Genomic DNA, 17511 nt, shown 5'->3' with positions numbered 1-17511 from the left:
TAGAGGATCTAATCACTTATCTTTTGTAGGTGTGCCAATCCCTTATAACGATGAAAGAATGCAATTTGAAATTCCGTTAGATGAAATTCAAAACAATCCTTTCGTTAACGATCAAAATAATTAGTCAATAATACTAATTGATATAAAAAACCTAACCATTAGTAATGGTTAGGTTTTTTACTTTTTGTTTGCTTTTTTCTCCGTATTGTAAAAGCCATTCAACTTCTTAGATCGTGTTTAAACAAAAAGCTCAAATTCATCCAAACTCTCCAAGAAAAATTATAATATCTTAGTTTATTAATTTCATTGATTAATGGATAAGGAAAATATTATAAAAAATACCATTCAATTTGTAAAAGAGACCTTAGAAGGTGCAGAAGGAGGACACGATTGGTTTCATATTCAGCGCGTATTGAATAATGCAAAACTGATTGCTGTAAGTGAAGACGTAGATGTATTTATTGTTCAGCTTGGAGCATTACTGCATGATATTGCCGATGCCAAATTTTACGATGGTGATGAGTCTATTGGCCCTAAAAAAGCAAGAGCCTTTTTAGAAAGTCAAAAGGTTTCTGAAGAAATAATTGTTCATATTGAAAATATTATCAAATACATCTCTTACAAGTCAAGTTTATCTATCGAAACAACATTTGCCTCTCCAGAATTAGCTGTAGTACAAGATGCCGATAGATTGGATGCTATTGGGGCTATCGGAATAGCGCGTTGCTTTAATTATGGTGGTTTTAAAAATCGTGCTTTATACGATCCTGAAATTCCTCCTAATTTAAGTATGACCAAGGAGGAATATAAAAAATCTATTTCCCCAACAATCAATCACTTTTACGAAAAATTGTTATTATTAAAGGACAAAATGAATACGGATACGGGGCGACGTATTGCAAATGATAGGCATGCTTATATGGAAGGGTTTTTGGCACAATTCTATGGTGAGTGGGATGGTAGAAAATAACTATTCATATCAGGTCATTTCAGAGGTTCCAGATCAAAATATACTGGATGCATTACTCCATTTATATGCTGAATTATTTGAAGACGCGAAACTCGACTTTTTTGTCGATCGAGTTCAAACCAAAGAAAATCTAATCATCATTTTATGTTATCATGAAAATGAATTGATTGGTTTTAAATTAGGGTATCGATATAATGATCATACATTTTATAGTTGGGTAGGAGGCGTATTACCTCGTTTTCGAAAACAGGGAATTGCGCAAAAACTCATGGAATTACAACATTCTTCCGCCAAGAAAAAAGGCTATCAAAAAGCACGTACAAAGTCCATGAATCGCTTTAAACCCATGATGATTCTCAACCTTAAAAATGGATTTGAAATTGTAAAAATCTATACCAATGACAGTGGACAAACCAAGATCATTTTCGAAAAATCGCTAGCGTAATTTTTGTAGTTTTCTGATTAAATGTTTCTTTTGAAATTCATTTTTAGTTAAGTCAATGGCTTTTTCTAACGCATTTTTAGCTTCGGAAAACTTATCTAACTCTTTTAACATCTCCGCTTTAATAGAATAAAACAGCGCATTTTCATTTAGTTTTTGCTCTCTATTCATAGATACTAATGTTTCCAGTCCTATTTTTGGCCCATACACTTTGTACAATGGAATAATTCGGTTTAGTTGCACTAACGGAGAATTCGCATATTTTAAATGCAAATCATATAATAATAAAACACTTTCCCAATCAATTTTTTCAAAGGAAGGAGCCTCGCAGTAATAATATGATATCGCAGCCTGCAAGTAATAGGATGGATTGCTCGATCGTCTTTCCTTAGCCTGATATAAGTGCCTCATTCCTATTTGAATGAGTTCTTTATTGTATAAGGTTCTGTCTTGATGCTCTAAATCGACCAGTTCATTGTTTGTATCAATTCTGGCATCAAACCTAGATGTATGGAAACACATCAATGCAATTAATGCATGTACTTCAGAGATGTTGGTCGTTTTGTTTTCTGTGAGTAACAATGCTAATCGGATGGCTTCATAACAAATGTCTCGTTTGATAATCACTGTTCCCTCACTAGCAGTATACCCCTCTGTAAATAGCAAGTAGAGCACTTTAAGAACACTATTAATCCGTGAAGAAAGCCCCATTTCTATCGGAATATCTAACGTCTTTATACTTTCTTTAAATTTTTTCTTCGCTCTCGTAAATGATTTGGCAACAGCTTCTTCTTTTTTTAATAGTGCTTTTGAGATTTCCTTATTACTAAAACCTCCTATTAACTTAAGACTCAATATAAGTTGACTCTCGTTAGGTAAGGAAGGGTTACAGCAAGCGAAGATCATCTTTAGCTGACTATCATCAACAGTGGTGTCTAATGATACTTCTTTTTCATCTTCAGAAAGTCCAGATAATAGCGTATGAATCTCATCGTGCTTTTGCACTTTTTTCTCCCTACGTAGTACATCAATCAATCCATTGCTGGCTACTCTTAACAGCCAGGCTGTTGGGTTTTTTGGCACTTCTTTATACCCCCAAATTTGCATGGCTTTCAGAAACGCATTCTGCACTGCATCTTCTATTTTTTCCAGGCTCTGTGCACCAAACTTATGGACCAGTATGGCTACGATCTTTCCATACTCGTGTCTGAAAATATGTTCTACTGTTTGGCTTTGGTTAGATGATTTCATCAACATAAAATATGTCAGTTCGAGCGTAGTCGAGAATGAACACATATCTCTTGTGTATCAAAAACCTCTCGACTGCGCTCGAGCTGACACGTAATTTTTAATTGCTATTACTGTATCAAGGGTTTACATATCCATAGACATGATCTCACGCACTTCTACCGTACTTCCTTCGTAATCGAAAATAGGGCACCCTTTAGAAATTTCAACTGCTTCTGCCAAATCTTTAGCCGATACAATAAGGTATCCTCCTACGATCTCTTCACCTTCCGCAAACGGTCCATTGGTTATTACTTCTCCTCTGTTCTCTACAACCTTGCCGTCTGCTCCTAAAGGTAAGCCATCAACCAAGCGCCCTTCTTCAGTTAGTCCACCCATCCACGTGGCCCATACTTGCATATGTGCTTGTTTTTCTTCTTGAGAAAGTTTGTTGAAGTTTTCGTCTCCGCCTCTAAATAAATACAAAAAATTGCTCATCTTTTTTAATTTTAAATGTTATTGATATTTCTCTAAAGACGAATTTGTTTCGACCTATTGGACAAATTAATGTACTTTTTTATTTTCCAGGAAAGTCCGCTTTTCTTTTTTCTAAAAAAGCCGTGGTTCCTTCTTTAAAGTCTTCGGTGCCAAAACAGTTTCCAAACTCAGCAATCTCCACCTCATATCCATTTGTTCCATCTTCAAAGTTTGCATTTACAGCTTTGATCGCAGCCCCTATAGCAACACTCGAATTTCGCATGATCTTACCAGCCAATTTTTCAGCCAAAGGAAGTAACTCCTCTTGTGCAACCACATAGTTTACTAATCCACAGGCTTTAGCTTCTTCAGCCGACATCATCCCAGCGGTCATGATCAACTCCATGGCTTTCCCTTTTCCAACTAATTGTGGTAATCGCTGTGTTCCTCCATATCCTGGAATCACCCCCAAAGAAACTTCCGGCAATCCCATTTTCGCATTGTCTGACGCCACTCTAAAGTGACAAGACATTGCTAACTCTAATCCTCCTCCTAAAGCAAAACCATTAACGGCTGCTATTACAGGGGTCGATAAATTTTCCACAAAGTCAAACAATTGCTCTTGTCCGTTCGCTGCCAATTTTCCACCTTCTTCTACAGAAAAATCAGCAAATTCCGAAATATCAGCACCGGCAACAAACGCTTTTTGTTCGCTTCCAGTAATGATGATTACTTTCGTATTAGTATCCTTATTCAAAGTGTCAAACGCTGTATGTAATTCAGCAATCGTCGCCTTGTTTAAAGCATTTAATTTTTTAGGTCTGTTTATAATAATAGTTGCTAACCCTTCATTATTGTTAACTAAAATATTTTCAAAACTCATATGTATATCGATTATTTTTTGGGTAAAGTTACAGTAAATACAGTTCCTATTCCAGCAGTTGAAGCAAACTTAATGGAACCTTCATAAGCTTCAATAATGTTCTTGATCATAGGTAATCCAAGTCCCATTCCACTAGATTTTGTCGTAAACTTAGGTTCGAAAACAAGATGCTTTACATCCTCTTGTATTCCTTTTCCGTTGTCTTCCACTTCTATTTTTATCGTTCCGTTATCTTCAGAAACGGTAACATCTATTTTTTGTATTTCTTGTCCTTCTACTGCCTGAATAGCATTCTTGATGAGATTGGTTAGAATTCTAATCAATTGTGTTTTATCCAGCAATGCATGCAATTCTTTTGCCCTTGGGTTGTATGAAATAAATGATTCGTTGAAGATGTCCAAAGCCATCTTTACGACACCTATTACTTCTATTTGTTCCTTTTTCTGCTTCGGCATCTTCGCAAAATCAGAAAATGCAGAGGCAATAGAACTCATCACATCTATTTGCTGAATAAGGGTTTCGGAATATTCTTTTAATTTTTCTTTGACCTTTGGGTCTTCTGGATTAAATCTTCTTTCAAAACTTTGAACGCTCAATCGCATAGGGGTTAGCGGATTCTTGATCTCATGAGCTACTTGTTTTGCCATTTCCCTCCATGCCTGTTCACGTTCACTTTGTGCCAATTTAACAGCGCTTTCTTCTAGCTCATCGATCATATTGTTATATGCCTCGACCAAAGTGATGATTTCTGAACTAGCTGTTCCTAACATGATCTTTTCATTACGCTTATTTAGCCGCGTTTTATGCATTTTATCTGAAATCGTCTTTAAGGAACGTGTAATATAACTGGATAGGAAATATGCCAATACAATTGCAATCAAGAACATGAAGAAATACACGACACTTAATCGAGATAGAAATTCTTCTAACTCCTTTTCTTGCTCTAAATTATCCTGAGTGAATTCCAGTTTTAAAATTCCTATCCTTTTGGCATATGGATCTAAAATATAGGTATACGATGTTTCGAAACTAATTTTTTCTCCCTCCTTAATATTTAAAATTCGATTCGTAGATGTACTTGCTAATTCGGTTACTATATCTTTAGAAAGATCATTTGGAATAGTATCTTTTAATCCAAAAGGGATAGACGTTTTTAACAACTTCCCATTGAGGTTGTACATCGTGATCTCAAAATTATGGATGTCCGACAACTCATAGATTCTATCCTGAAAAATACGCTTCAGGTTTTCAGTATTTACGAGATAAGTGGTCTTCTTTGTGAGTTCAATATTAATATCCTTCTTTACGGTTTGCTCTTTACGCCCAAATCGTTTGATATTATATTCTTTGGTCTGTTCATCGTATTGATAAATCGTAACAGTAACGATAAGCACAGAAGCCAACAAGACCAACAAGATCATTGCTAGAAAGATCCGTATTCGTAGTGATATGTTCTTAAATGGATTCAATTATTCTCCTAAAACAATTCTTTTGGTTTTCATGGTCAACAGGTCGTCAAATTCTCCATCTTTGTCCCAATCATACTTACTTATTCCTTTAAAGCCATCCTTTATTTTCTCAACATGATAGGCTTCTTTTACATTTCTACCATCGTAGAAGAATTCAATAAAAAGAGAATCTCCTTTTATATCCCAGGTGCCAGATGAATTTCCATGCCGTTCTCCTTTTCTGTTTAAAGACCAGGTATAAAATGTTCCATCGCTCTTGTATACCGATTGTACTCTTCTTGCCGGATTATTCTCAAATTTATCTTCAAAAACATGTGTTGAATCAGATTTACTGAACGTGGGCATTTCTATTTTCATATACTTCGTTTCCCAAGCATCAGTCATATATTCTTTCAATGGTTTTTCTTTATTTGTGCAACTTGCAAATAGCATTCCAAAAACAAACAGGGCTGCTAGTGTGTGTTTTGTTTTCATTTTTTTAATTTGTTTCTGACCTCTCTTATCTCTCGACAAGATAGTTAATAAACCTAAGACGAAAAAAAGTCATCACATAAACTATGATGACTTTCTGTTTGTTAAAAAACACTACGTGTTTTAGCCTACAATATTGATAATCTTACCAGGAACAATGATCACTTTTTTAGGTGTACGTCCTTGTAATTGTGCTTGCGTTTTTTCGTGCGCCATGACTACCTTTTCCATTTCCTCTTTAGTCATATCTAAGGGCAATTCTAACGTGAATCGCATTTTTCCGTTAAAGGAAATTGGGTAATTCTTAGAACTTTCAACTAAGTGTTTTCCATCAAATATCGGAAACGCCGTTGTTGAAATCGACGTTGTGTGTCCTAATTGACTCCATAATTCTTCCGCAATATGCGGTGCATATGGAGAAACTAACACCAATAATGGTTCCAGAATGGCTCTTTTGTTACATTTCTGAGCGGTCAATTCGTTCACTGCAATCATAAAGGTAGATACTGAAGTATTGAATGAGAAGTTCTCGATATCCTCTTCTACTTTCTTAATGGTCTTATGCAATGTTTTCAATTCTTCTTTGGTTGGAGCTTCATCAGAAACTGAAAATTCTTCTCCATTATAATATAACTTCCACAGTTTCTTTAAGAAAGAATACACTCCAGATATTCCTGAAGTTTTCCATGGTTTAGATTGCTCTAAAGGTCCTAAGAACATTTCAAATAAACGCAATGAGTCAGCACCGTATTCTTCACAGATACGATCTGGATTCACAACATTAAACCAACGTTTTGACATTTTTTCAACCTCTCTGCCAACAATATATTTTCCCTCTTCCAAGATAAACTCAGCATCCTTAAATTGAGGTTGCCAGTTTCTTAGATCATTGACCTCTATTTCATCTGCGCTATTCACTAAATTTACATCAACCCTCAATTCTTCTATTTCATATTGATCCTTTAATCCTTTCGAAACATATTGATTAGATCCAGAAACTCTATAGACAATAGCACTCGTCCCTAATATCATTCCTTGATTGATCAGTTTTTTTGCAAACTCATCTACAGGAACCAATCCTCTATCAAATAAGAATTTTTGCCAAAAGCGTGCATATAATAAATGCCCTGTAGCATGCTCCGATCCTCCAATATATAGATCTACTTGTTTCCAATAATCTAGTGCTTCTTTAGAAGCAAATTCAGTGTCGTTATGCGGATCCATATAACGATTGAAGTAATACGAACTTCCTGCCCAACCAGGCATGGTGTTTAATTCAAGTGGGTAAACACCGTTGTGTTTATCAGATTTCTCACTATCGTTCGAAATGACAAGTTCATTTGACATCACTGTGTTGGTATTGGTATCCCAAGCCCATACATCTGCATTTCCTAGTGGAGGTTGCCCATCTTCTGTGGGTAAATATTTTTCTACTTCCGGTAATACAATTGGTAAATGTTCCGCGTCAATCATTTGAGGCATTCCGTCTACATAATACACTGGGAATGGTTCTCCCCAATAGCGTTGTCTACTAAAGACTGCATCTCTTAATCTATAATTGATCTTTCCGTATCCAATGCCTTGTTTCTCCATTTCATAGATGACGGTTTTCATTGCTTTTTTGTATTTCAATCCGTTTAAGAAATCTGAATTGGCAATGATCGTTTTTTCTTTATCAGCAAAAGCTTCTTCTGAAATATCTACACCTTCAAAAATATTAGGGATGTCAATACCAAAGTGTTTTGCAAAATCATAGTCACGTTGGTCTCCACATGGAACTGCCATTACAGCTCCTGTTCCGTAACTCGCTAGCACGTAATCTCCGATCCAAATCTGTACTTTTTCTCCAGAAAACGGGTGTATCGCATACCCTCCAGTAAACGCTCCTGAAATGGTCTTTACATCTGCCATTCTATCTCTTTCTGAACGCTTCGCCGTTGCTTCCACATAGGCTTCAACTGCTGCTTTTTGAGATTCGGTTGTTATTTTTGATACTAGGTCGTGTTCTGGTGCCAACGTCATAAAACTAACCCCGAATATCGTATCCGGTCTTGTGGTAAATACATCGATCTTAGCATCATGTCCATCGACTGGAAATGAAACCATCGCTCCTTGTGAACGACCGATCCAGTTGGTTTGTGAGTCTTTTAAAGGTTGTGGCCAGTCAATGGTATTTAAACCATCTAACAAACGTTGTGCATATGCAGAGATACGCATGGACCATTGTGTCATTTTTTTACGAATCACAGGATGACCTCCACGTTCTGATACACCATTAACAATCTCATCATTGGCTAATACAGTTCCCAATGCCGGGCACCAGTTTACCTCTGTATCTGATAAAAAAGTCAGGCGGTATTGTAATAAAATTTGCTGTTGTTCTTTGTCGGAAAATGCATTCCATTCTTCCGCGGTAAAGCTTGTTACATCTTCATCGCATACCGCATTTACAGTTGTATTCCCGTCCTTTTCAAAAGCAACAATTAGCGTAGAAATATCTTCTGCTTTATTGCTATCCTTGTTATACCATGAATTGAACAATTGGATAAAGATCCATTGGGTCCATTTGTAATATTGAGGGTTCGAAGTACGCACTTCTCTAGACCAATCAAAAGAGAACCCTATTTGATCTAATTGTCTTCTATAGGTTGCGATATTCTCTTCGGTTGTTTTTGCTGGATGTTGTCCTGTTTGAATCGCATACTGCTCTGCCGGAAGTCCAAAAGAATCATAGCCTTGTGGGTGCAATACGTTAAATCCTTTATGACGTTTATAACGTGCATAAATATCCGATGCGATATACCCTAATGGATGCCCAACATGTAATCCCGCTCCAGATGGATACGGAAACATGTCTAACACGTAATATTTAGGTTTATCTGAATCATTACTGGCTTTGAATGTTTGGTTCTCTGCCCAAAATCTTTGCCATTTACTTTCTATCTCTTGATGATTGTATTGCATCTTAAACTTCTGTCTTTAAAGGATGCAAATTTACATTTATTGTTTGGAAGCGAAAAATAGCATATAGAAAATTCGAGAATAAAAAAACCTCTTCATTTTGAAGAGGTTAGATTCTATTCTGAAATTAAAATTGATATCCTAACGACAATTGAAATACTCCATTTCTAACATCAGGATTTTCTTCAATGGTTGTAATCCCAAGCGAATATCGGGTTTGAAAAAAGAATCCTTTCTCAAATTGATATCCCATTCCTACATTTAAACCAAAGTCAAAATTACTAACATTAGGGTTAAAGCTTCCGCTATTATTATTATTTACAACAAACTCTAATTCATCTTTTACCAAAAAAGAAAACTGCGGACCGGCTTCAATCGAAAATCCCTTAACTAGATAGTACTTAGCCATTATCGGAAGAGAAATATAATCCGTTCGTAATTTATTATTTGAATTCTCTGTGCCCAATTGAGAAAATAACAACTCGGGTTGAATCGAAAACTTTGGTGTTAACTTCAGTTCTGCAACCCCACCAATATGTAATCCAATTCTAGGATCTACGTCAAGGGCATTACCTCTTATCGTTGCAACATTTAACCCTGTTTTTACACCAAACTTTACTTCTTGGGCGTTTACGCTAGATATCCCAGCTACTAACAGTACAGCAAATAATAATTTTTTCATCATATGTATATTTAATTTTTTTAATGTTATTCAACAAGACAATCTTTGTGCCAAAAAACAGCATTCACGAGGCTAGAAAAATGTGATTAACAATAAATAACTCATAAACAAACTTTTACCTCTTAATTTTAGCTTTGAAAAAATCAAACATTTTATGTAATGTTGTTAATCTTATCTTTTTTTGAACAACCCTATTATAAAAATGCTGTTCTTTGTAACTATAAATTTACCTGCCTTGAACAAGCATCTATTAAAAGCACATTTGGCGCTATTGGGAGCCAATATTATTTACGGGGTTAATTATATTATTGCTAAGGGTATTATGCCTCATAAGATTGGTGCTTCCGCATTTATCTTTTTGCGTGTTGTAGGTGCTGGTTTGCTATTTTGGCTCATCAAATCTTTTGTTAAAGAAAGGGTAAAGAAAAAAGACCTCGGACGTTTAGTATTATGTGGATTATGTGGTGTTGCGGTAAACCAACTATTCTTTTTTCATGGTTTAAACCTAACCTCTCCCATTGATGCATCCGTGATTCTCACGGCTGTACCTATTTTAGTGATTATATTCAGTGCACTGTTACTAAAAGAGCGCATAACATCTAATAAGATCCTAGGTGTTGTGGTAGGTGGTATTGGGGCGTTTTTACTTATTTGGTATGGCAACGCCGATACAGGAACCAGTTCGCTATTGGGAAACCTTTTTGTCTTTTTGAATGCTTGCTCCTATGGGTTGTATTTAGTAATCGTGAAACCTCTGATGAAAAAATACAACGCTATAACAGTAGTAAGTTGGGTCTTCTTATTTGGTCTGATCTTTGTTTTTCCAGTCGGAATTGGCGATACCTTAAATACCGATTTTGAAGCGTTTACTATGCATACGTACATGACGGTAGCTTTTGTTATCATTGGAACTACATTCCTAGCATATCTCTTTAATATTTACGCACTTAAAAATGTGTCGCCCTCGGTAAGTGGCAGTTACATATACATGCAACCGGCTATTAGTTTTATTATGGTCAGTATCTATGCGTATTGGCTAGACCATGATCAGTACAAAGGAGATATAAGCTTGGTTAAAATTTTGAGTTGTTTCTTAGTTTTCTTAGGTGTTTTTCTAATCAGTAGAGGTCCTAAAAGGGCATAAAAAAACCGCAATTTATTCTGAATGTTATCAGAACAAATTACGGCAGGCATATATAAAGTCGTAAGAATTACTTTACAGGAACGCTTACGATCGTGTTTGCCCATCCTAAGTATAACTTTCCGTCTTGCACAGCTATTGAAAATGCTTCAATAGAATCTGCAGCTTTAGTAACGGTTGCTTTTACTCGAGCAACATCTTTGTCTTTATTATATGAAAAGGCTCCCCAATCATTCGTTGCCGAATTAATGATGATCGTCCATTCTTTTTCTCCAGGAATTGTAAATAATGAATAGGTTCCTGCTTTTATCTTTTCTCCTCCGAAGCTCACATCTTTATAAAAAGTGATCTGACTTGCTTCGTTAGCACCTGTTCTCCAAACTTTTCCATTTGGAGCTAATTTATCTAAGCTTCTTCCATCTAGTTGAGGTCTGCTGTATACGATCTTTAGTACTTTGTCAGCACCTCTTGTTGGAGAAAGAACTATATCTGCAGGGCTCTTATCTAGTTTACGGAATTTTTGAGCATTTGCATCATTCGTAAAAATGACAGCAAAAACTAAGATAGCAATGGTTGAAATAAGTTTTTTCATGATAATGATTTAAGTTAATTATTTAATAGGAATAGTTCTTCAAATTTACTCTTCCTTACACATAAAACTATTAATGTTCTGTTAAAGATTGTTAATGTCTAGCTCTTGATTCTTGAGGTAGTAAGCTGTGATAGATGAATGAATTTGTCGGAGTATCTATTTCTAATTCTAATCCTAACTTATGTACAGTTCCCACTTGAGACTCCAATTCTGAAGGTCTTCCTTCCATAATATCTCGCTGTAATGAAGCCGTAGTTTCGTGCGGAAGTCCATCAATAAAATGAAAAACTTTATCGATTGAATCTTGATTAAGATTTACTCCTTTCGCATTCGCAACTTGCACAATTTCTTCGGCTGTTTTATGCATTATTGCTCTTACTTCGGGAGTTGCTCGCATTTCTCCTAAAGTAGCTCTGGTAAGCCCTCCAATAGCACTAACAGTGGTAATGAATAAGAATTTACTCCAAATAGCCTTTTGAATATCATCAGGATTATCATTCGAGATCCCTGCTTCATCAAATACTTTTTTTAAGCCTTTAATTCGTCCGCCTTTTTGATTGTCTAATTGACCAAAAGCAATACAGGGTTCAATCGCCATATGATTTATAACCCCGGGTTCTTCTATTTTACTCACAATTTTACATAATCCTCCTATTACTTGCTGCTTATCTAATACGGAAAGTAAAGCGTCTGTATTTGTAACTCCATTTAACAATGGAACTACTGTAGAATAATAATTTAGTATCGGTTTGATGTCTTTTGCTGCTTCAGCGACCTGCCATGTTTTTGTCGCAATGATAACCAAGTCGGGATTTGAGATCGAGCGAACATTATCCGTAGCATTTACAGGAAAAACTGTATGATCTCCTTTGATGCTTTTTAATTGTAGTCCATTTTTATGAATGGCTTCTAGATGTTTTCCTCTAGCTATAAAGTGAACTTCATTACCACTTTGCGCCAACCTAGCGCCAAAGTATCCACCGACCCCGCCAGTACCGTAAATAATAATCTTCATAAGTAGTATGTATTAACAGCCACAATCAGGATTACATCCCTTGTCTTTTGCCGAAGAAAAGACATATTTTTTCAGCAAAAATGCAATAGCCAAACCTACGATAATATACACAATAATTTCTTGCATCTAACTCAAAATTTGATATACAATTAGTGAAGAAACATAGGCCAATAACCCCATTCCAAATAATTGGATTAACGGCCATTTCCAGCTTTTGGTTTCACGCTTTACAATAGCCAATGTAGCCATACATTGCATGGCAAAAGCATAAAAAACCAATAACGACATTCCCACAGGGAAGTTAAATCTCTTCTCTCCTGTAGTCGGATTAATTTCGGAAGCCATACGTTGTTTTATGGTTGTCGTATCATCGTCATCGCTTTCTACACTGTAAATCGTAGCTAAAGTTCCAACAAATACTTCTCTTGCGGCAAATGATGTGATTAACGCAATCCCTATTTTCCAATCGTATCCTAAAGGTTTTATAACTGGCTCAATCGTTTTACCCATGATTCCTATATAGGAGTTTTCCAGCTTTGCCGAAGCGATCTTTTGTTGCAATTGGTCTTCTGAAATTCCACTATTCTCGGTTTGAGCTTTTACATTTTTTTCTGCATCTGCATAGGCTTGTGGACCATTCGATGCTAAAAACCACAATACGATAGATAAGGCTAAAATAATTTTACCTGCACCAATTACAAAGGCCTTTGTTTTTTCGATTACATCAAAAGCTACATTCTTTAACGAAGGGGCTTTATAATCTGGCATCTCCACAACAAAAAAGGATTTGCTTTTAACTTTTAGTGTCTTATGTAAAATATACGCTGCTAAAATTGCTGTAGCAAACCCAAGTATATACAACGATAGCAATGTTAATCCTTGCAGACTTAAAAATCCGGCAACCCTTCTATCAGGAATAATCAATGCAATTAAAATCGCATATACTGGTAATCTTGCCGAACACGTCGTAAAAGGTGTAACCAAAATCGTGATCAATCGCTCTTTCCACCCAGCAATTGTTCTTGTTGACATTACCGCTGGAATTGCGCAAGCCGTTCCTGAAATTAAAGGAATTACACTCTTTCCACTCATTCCAAATCGACGCATGATCTTATCCATTAAGAATACTACTCGACTCATATATCCTGTCTCTTCTAGAATGGCAATGAACAGAAATAAGATCGCTATTTGAGGGATAAAGATCAGTACACCTCCTATTCCAGGGATAATTCCTTCCGTAATCAGGTCGTTAATAACGCCTTCCGGCAATTTCGATTTGATAAAGGTACTTGCGTCTGCAAAAAGGCCGTCAATAAAATCCATTGGGACCGTTGCCCAGTCAAAAATTGATTGGAATATCAGCAATAAGATTCCAAAGAATAGCACATAGCCAAATATCTTGTGGGTAAAAACCTTATCCAATTTTGCACGCAGATCTGAAGCTTTGGATCTATCAACGATATAAGTTTTCTTTAATATTTCATTGATCTTTTGGTATCGGTAGATGGTTTCTTTGTGTTGATATTTTTTTAATTTAGAAACGTCATGTTTAAAGTCAATGAGTTGCTGTTTCTCCTCTTCCGAAACAGAATCAGGAAAACTATTCTGTGTGATCATTAACCATAACTCATATATTGAGTAATTGGGGCTAATCTCTTTTAGCCTGTCAAAATAATCAGCATCTATTCTATGATTGATAGAACATAATGGTGACGCTTTTGCCGAAATGTACGCTTTAACAATGGCCGATTTAACTTCTTCAATTCCCTCATTCTTTCTAGCGCTAATAAGTATCACTTCAGAACCCAATTCTTTTTGTAGTGCTCTTAAGTCGATAGAAATCCCTTTACGACTCATTTCATCAGCCATATTAATAGCCAACACTGTAGGAATTTCTAAATCTTTAATCTGAGAGAAAAGTAATAAGTTTCTTTTTAAATTCTCAATATCGGCCACCACCAAGATCACTTCTGGGGCGTCCTCTTTGTCTGAGTTTAATAAGGTTTTGAGAACGATACTCTCGTCTAATGAGGTTGGGTTTATACTATAGGTACCTGGTAAATCAGTTACAACTGCTTTATGATCTTTTGAAAGGGTGCTAACACCTGTTTTTTTATCAACGGTAACTCCCGGATAGTTTCCTACTTTCTGATTCAACCCCGTAAGTTGATTAAACAGAGAGGTTTTTCCTGTATTCGGATTCCCTATTAAAGCAACATTTATAGAAGTAGGTGTCGCCATTAATTTGGTTTAATAATTATGATTTTTTCCGCTGTCTCTTTTCTTATGGCCAAATGACTTCCATTAACACAGATGTATAATGGGTCGTTCAATGGTGCTAACTGGACGAGTTCAACTTCTGCTCCAGGCAGGCAGCCCATTTCTAGTAATTTAAGAGGGATTTTATCTAAAGAGTCTTCAGAGATATATCCAAGTTCGCCAATCTGTAGAGATGCTATTGTTGTCAAAAAAATGATTTAGAAGGCAAAGATACCAAATTAGAATGATTCTAAACAAGTTAATCTTCGGCATATTCTACCTTTAACAACTTTATGTCATTCTTTACTTTTTCCATATCCTCTTTTTTGGTTCCATCATAGAATCCTCGAATACGACGTTCTTTATCTATCAATACAAATTGCTCTGTATGTATAAAGTCATTTTCATCTCCTTCACCTTCATCCAGCACAGCAAAGTAACTTTTACGGGCCAGATCATAAATGTGTTTTTTAGGCCCTGTAGTTACGTTCCATTTTTTATCTACCACTCCTTTCTTTATTGCATATTCTTTTAATACAGGAACACTATCCATCACTGGTGTAACAGAATGTGATAAAAACATAATATCATCGTCATTTTTGTAGTACTCTTGTAATTCTCCCATGTTATACGCCATGACAATACAAATAGTCTGACAACGTGTAAAGAAGAAGTCTGCAATATAGATCTTGCCTTCGTAGTCTTTATTTGTGATTATTTTCCCATTTTGATTGACCAAAGAGAAATCAGCAATCTTATGATTGTTACGTACATGCTTTACTGTTGGGTCTACTAATTTTGGGTTCACATCAGACGGGCTGTATACCTTTAATTTTTTATCCACTTTTAAAATATGGTAAAACGCTATAATTCCTACTATAGAAAATACGACCAAGAAAATTAACGTAGGTATTGATTTCTTAAAAAAGTGCAGGTTCATTTAAAAGTATTTATATTTACAAACACAATGCAAAGTTAGTTTATAATGAGGTTTTTACCACTATTATTTTTCTTTTTAACGCTCTCTCTTTTTGCTCAAAAAAAAGAGTATTATAAAGATGCATACCTCAATGAACTAACGAAAGGAGAAAAAAAGAGTGCTTCCAAAAAACTAGTGTTTCAGAGAAATTTAAACACGGCGAATTACGACGTAAAATATCACAAGTTAGAGTGGAATGTAGATCCAACTGAAGCTTCCATAAGCGGTACAGTAACAACCCACTTTGTTGCTGAAGAAGATATGTCTTCCATAACATTCGATATGGCCAGTAACTTAACCGTTTCTTCTGTTACCCAAAGAGGGGTAAGTCTTACTCATACAACAAATTCTGATGATGAATTAATCATCACGTTACCTTCGACCTTAAATCAAGGTGTATTAGATTCTTTGAAAATAACCTATAGCGGTAATCCAGTGAGTACAGGTTTTGACTCTTTCGAAGTAAGTACTCATAACGGAACACCTGTTTTATGGACACTTTCAGAACCTTATGGAGCAAAAGGATGGTGGCCGTGTAAACAAGACCTAACAGATAAGATAGATTCCATAGACGTATACTTAACACACCCTAATGCCTATAAGGGCATTTCCAATGGTTTACGTATTTCAGAAACTCCAGTAGGTGGTGATTTGGTAACACATTGGAAGCATAAATATAAGATCCCTGCTTATTTGATCGCTATTGCAGTGACTGATTATACCGAATACTCACACCATGTAAGCAATGGCAACTTTGATATTGTAAATTATGTGTACCCGGAAACATTTGCGTCTGCGCAAAATTCAACAGCGATTACCGTGGATATTATGAACCTTTTTGTAAATCTATTTGAACAGTATCCTTTTGCCGATGAAAAATATGGGCATGCCCAATTTGGTTGGGGTGGAGGTATGGAACATACTACGGTTTCCTTTATGGGTAATTTTAGTAGGGGGCTCATCGCTCATGAACTAGCGCATCAATGGTTTGGAAACAAAGTTACTTGTGGTTCCTGGGAAGATATTTGGTTAAATGAAGGGTTTGCTACCTATTTAAATGGATTGGTGATTGAAAATCTAGATGGTGAATCTGATTTTATAGCTTGGAAACAAGGAAAGACTAATTCTATTACAGCTTCTCCTTCTGGATCTGTACTATGTACTGATATTAGTTCAGTCTCACGAATTTTCAGTTCAAGATTAAGCTATAATAAAGGATCTATGTTATTGCATATGTTGCGATACAAACTAGGAGATACGGACTTTTTTAATGCCTTAAAAAACTACTTGCAAGATCCTAATCTGGCATATGGTTTTGCGAAAACTCCAGAGTTAATTCAACATTTGGAGACAGAAAGTGGATTGAGTCTTACTGAATTTTTTGACGATTGGTATTCTGGCGAAGGGTATCCTAGCTATCAGATTACGTCTAATGTGGATGGGAATTCAGTCGCTATTACCGTTAACCAAACACAATCTCATAGTAGCGTTTCTTTCTTTGAAATGCCCTTAATCTTTAAAATTGAGGGGGCTTCTGGAGAAGAAGAAACCATTCGAGTTGAACACACAACAGATGGTCAGGTTTTTAATCATACTGCGGCTTTTGCTATAGCGAATGTAGTTTTTGATCCTAAATCAGATATTATTAGCCGTAATAATACATCTACACTTTCTATCGAGAATGATGTGTTAGCCGCTGGTATCAGTATTTTTCCAAACCCTGTTATAGATAACCTCACAATACAAGTATCCAACAATATTCAACTTCAAAAAATAGAATTGTTTAATACACTTGGGCAATTGGTTTTTAGTAAAACAAGCCCGGCAGAAGTTACGGTCTTATCTAGTTTGAAAAATGGTGTTTATATTTTGAAAATTACTACGGATAAGGGTTTGTTAACTAAAACTTTGTTAAAATAAAAAGCCTTCCCCGTTTAAATCTT

General features: G+C 35.8%; 16 protein-coding genes. 4 read left to right on the top strand and 12 right to left on the bottom strand.

The window, feature by feature from the left end; genetic code table 11:
• Positions 1 to 313 precede the first annotated feature (313 nt).
• Positions 314 to 970 carry an HD domain-containing protein gene (locus RQM59_RS04010; RefSeq protein ID WP_349240774.1) on the top strand — a complete coding sequence of 219 codons (657 nt, stop codon included), beginning with the start codon at positions 314 to 316 and terminating at the stop codon, positions 968 to 970.
• A complete protein-coding gene (locus RQM59_RS04005; RefSeq protein WP_349240773.1) occupies positions 957 to 1415 on the top strand; it encodes a GNAT family N-acetyltransferase in 459 nt (152 codons plus the stop codon). Before RQM59_RS04010 ends, RQM59_RS04005 begins: the two co-directional genes overlap by 14 nt.
• On the opposite strand, the gene RQM59_RS04000 is transcribed toward RQM59_RS04005, so the two are convergent.
• The 7 genes from RQM59_RS04000 to RQM59_RS03970 form a co-directional block, all read right to left on the bottom strand.
• Positions 1407 to 2663, bottom strand: coding sequence for an RNA polymerase sigma factor (locus RQM59_RS04000; protein WP_349240772.1), 1257 nt, complete (start codon positions 2661 to 2663; stop codon positions 1407 to 1409). The genes RQM59_RS04005 and RQM59_RS04000 overlap by 9 nt on opposite strands.
• 123 nt (positions 2664 to 2786) lie before the next feature.
• On the bottom strand, positions 2787 to 3137 hold the full coding sequence (locus RQM59_RS03995) for a YciI family protein (protein ID WP_349240771.1): 351 nt from the start codon (positions 3135 to 3137) through the stop codon (positions 2787 to 2789).
• A 79-nt stretch (positions 3138 to 3216) separates the two neighbouring features.
• A complete protein-coding gene (locus RQM59_RS03990) occupies positions 3217 to 3999 on the bottom strand; it encodes an enoyl-CoA hydratase/isomerase family protein (protein WP_349240770.1) in 783 nt (260 codons plus the stop codon).
• Positions 4000 to 4010: 11 nt separating this feature from the next.
• The gene (locus RQM59_RS03985) at positions 4011 to 5420 is read right to left on the bottom strand and encodes a sensor histidine kinase (protein WP_349240792.1); all 1410 of its coding nucleotides are present in this window, start codon (positions 5418 to 5420) and stop codon (positions 4011 to 4013) included.
• A gap of 48 nt (positions 5421 to 5468) precedes the next feature.
• The gene (locus RQM59_RS03980; RefSeq protein ID WP_349240769.1) at positions 5469 to 5942 is read right to left on the bottom strand and encodes a hypothetical protein; all 474 of its coding nucleotides are present in this window, start codon (positions 5940 to 5942) and stop codon (positions 5469 to 5471) included.
• Positions 5943 to 6062: 120 nt separating this feature from the next.
• Positions 6063 to 8903, bottom strand: coding sequence for a leucine--tRNA ligase (leuS, locus tag RQM59_RS03975; RefSeq protein WP_349240768.1), 2841 nt, complete (start codon positions 8901 to 8903; stop codon positions 6063 to 6065).
• 124 nt (positions 8904 to 9027) lie between these two features.
• On the bottom strand, positions 9028 to 9585 hold the full coding sequence (locus RQM59_RS03970; protein ID WP_349240767.1) for a porin family protein: 558 nt from the start codon (positions 9583 to 9585) through the stop codon (positions 9028 to 9030).
• 232 nt (positions 9586 to 9817) lie between these two features.
• Here RQM59_RS03970 and RQM59_RS03965 point away from each other — a divergent pair, with 232 nt between their 5' ends.
• Entirely contained in the window at positions 9818 to 10726 is a 909-nt protein-coding gene (locus tag RQM59_RS03965) for a DMT family transporter (RefSeq protein ID WP_349240766.1), read from the top strand.
• Positions 10727 to 10793: 67 nt separating this feature from the next.
• Here RQM59_RS03965 and RQM59_RS03960 read toward each other — a convergent pair whose 3' ends face one another.
• The 5 genes from RQM59_RS03960 to RQM59_RS03940 form a co-directional block, all read right to left on the bottom strand.
• Positions 10794 to 11315, bottom strand: a complete 522-nt coding sequence (locus RQM59_RS03960) for a DUF2911 domain-containing protein (protein ID WP_349240765.1) — start codon at positions 11313 to 11315, stop codon at positions 10794 to 10796.
• A 91-nt stretch (positions 11316 to 11406) separates the two neighbouring features.
• On the bottom strand, positions 11407 to 12330 hold the full coding sequence (locus tag RQM59_RS03955; protein ID WP_349240764.1) for a ketopantoate reductase family protein: 924 nt from the start codon (positions 12328 to 12330) through the stop codon (positions 11407 to 11409).
• Positions 12331 to 12456: 126 nt separating this feature from the next.
• Positions 12457 to 14571: a ferrous iron transport protein B gene (gene feoB, locus RQM59_RS03950; protein ID WP_349240763.1), complete on the bottom strand. Its 2115-nt coding sequence runs from the start codon at positions 14569 to 14571 to the stop codon at positions 12457 to 12459.
• Positions 14571 to 14798: a FeoA family protein gene (locus tag RQM59_RS03945; RefSeq protein ID WP_349240762.1), complete on the bottom strand. Its 228-nt coding sequence runs from the start codon at positions 14796 to 14798 to the stop codon at positions 14571 to 14573. Before RQM59_RS03945 ends, feoB begins: the two co-directional genes overlap by 1 nt.
• Before the next feature lie 50 nt (positions 14799 to 14848).
• Complete coding sequence (locus tag RQM59_RS03940; RefSeq protein WP_349240761.1) at positions 14849 to 15529, bottom strand: SCO family protein; 681 nt, start codon at positions 15527 to 15529, stop codon at positions 14849 to 14851.
• A gap of 45 nt (positions 15530 to 15574) precedes the next feature.
• Between RQM59_RS03940 and RQM59_RS03935 the strand changes: the two genes are divergently transcribed.
• On the top strand, positions 15575 to 17488 hold the full coding sequence (locus RQM59_RS03935; RefSeq protein WP_349240760.1) for a M1 family metallopeptidase: 1914 nt from the start codon (positions 15575 to 15577) through the stop codon (positions 17486 to 17488).
• Positions 17489 to 17511 lie beyond the last annotated feature (23 nt).

The organism is Asprobacillus argus (assembly GCF_032248395.1).
GTDB lineage: Bacteria > Bacteroidota > Bacteroidia > Flavobacteriales > Flavobacteriaceae > Polaribacter > Polaribacter argus.
The sequence above is the reverse complement of the archived record's forward strand: the minus strand, read 5'-3'. Positions and strand labels throughout refer to the sequence as shown.

Excerpts from the sequence above, each read along its gene's own strand:
- RQM59_RS03990 (WP_349240770.1), bottom strand. The coding sequence starts at position 3,999 with ATGAGTTTTGAAAATATTTTAGTTAACAATAATGAAGGGTTAGCAACT.
- RQM59_RS03960 (WP_349240765.1), bottom strand. The coding sequence starts at position 11,315 with ATGAAAAAACTTATTTCAACCATTGCTATCTTAGTTTTTGCTGTCATT.
- RQM59_RS04000 (WP_349240772.1), bottom strand. The coding sequence starts at position 2,663 with ATGAAATCATCTAACCAAAGCCAAACAGTAGAACATATTTTCAGACAC.
- RQM59_RS03995 (WP_349240771.1), bottom strand. The coding sequence starts at position 3,137 with ATGAGCAATTTTTTGTATTTATTTAGAGGCGGAGACGAAAACTTCAAC.
- RQM59_RS03970 (WP_349240767.1), bottom strand. The coding sequence starts at position 9,585 with ATGATGAAAAAATTATTATTTGCTGTACTGTTAGTAGCTGGGATATCT.
- feoB (WP_349240763.1), bottom strand. The coding sequence starts at position 14,571 with ATGGCGACACCTACTTCTATAAATGTTGCTTTAATAGGGAATCCGAAT.
- RQM59_RS03935 (WP_349240760.1), top strand. The coding sequence starts at position 15,575 with ATGAGGTTTTTACCACTATTATTTTTCTTTTTAACGCTCTCTCTTTTT.
- RQM59_RS04010 (WP_349240774.1), top strand. The coding sequence starts at position 314 with ATGGATAAGGAAAATATTATAAAAAATACCATTCAATTTGTAAAAGAG.
- leuS (WP_349240768.1), bottom strand. The coding sequence starts at position 8,903 with ATGCAATACAATCATCAAGAGATAGAAAGTAAATGGCAAAGATTTTGG.
- RQM59_RS03980 (WP_349240769.1), bottom strand. The coding sequence starts at position 5,942 with ATGAAAACAAAACACACACTAGCAGCCCTGTTTGTTTTTGGAATGCTA.
- RQM59_RS04005 (WP_349240773.1), top strand. The coding sequence starts at position 957 with ATGGTAGAAAATAACTATTCATATCAGGTCATTTCAGAGGTTCCAGAT.
- RQM59_RS03940 (WP_349240761.1), bottom strand. The coding sequence starts at position 15,529 with ATGAACCTGCACTTTTTTAAGAAATCAATACCTACGTTAATTTTCTTG.
- RQM59_RS03985 (WP_349240792.1), bottom strand. The coding sequence starts at position 5,420 with ATGATCTTGTTGGTCTTGTTGGCTTCTGTGCTTATCGTTACTGTTACG.
- RQM59_RS03955 (WP_349240764.1), bottom strand. The coding sequence starts at position 12,330 with ATGAAGATTATTATTTACGGTACTGGCGGGGTCGGTGGATACTTTGGC.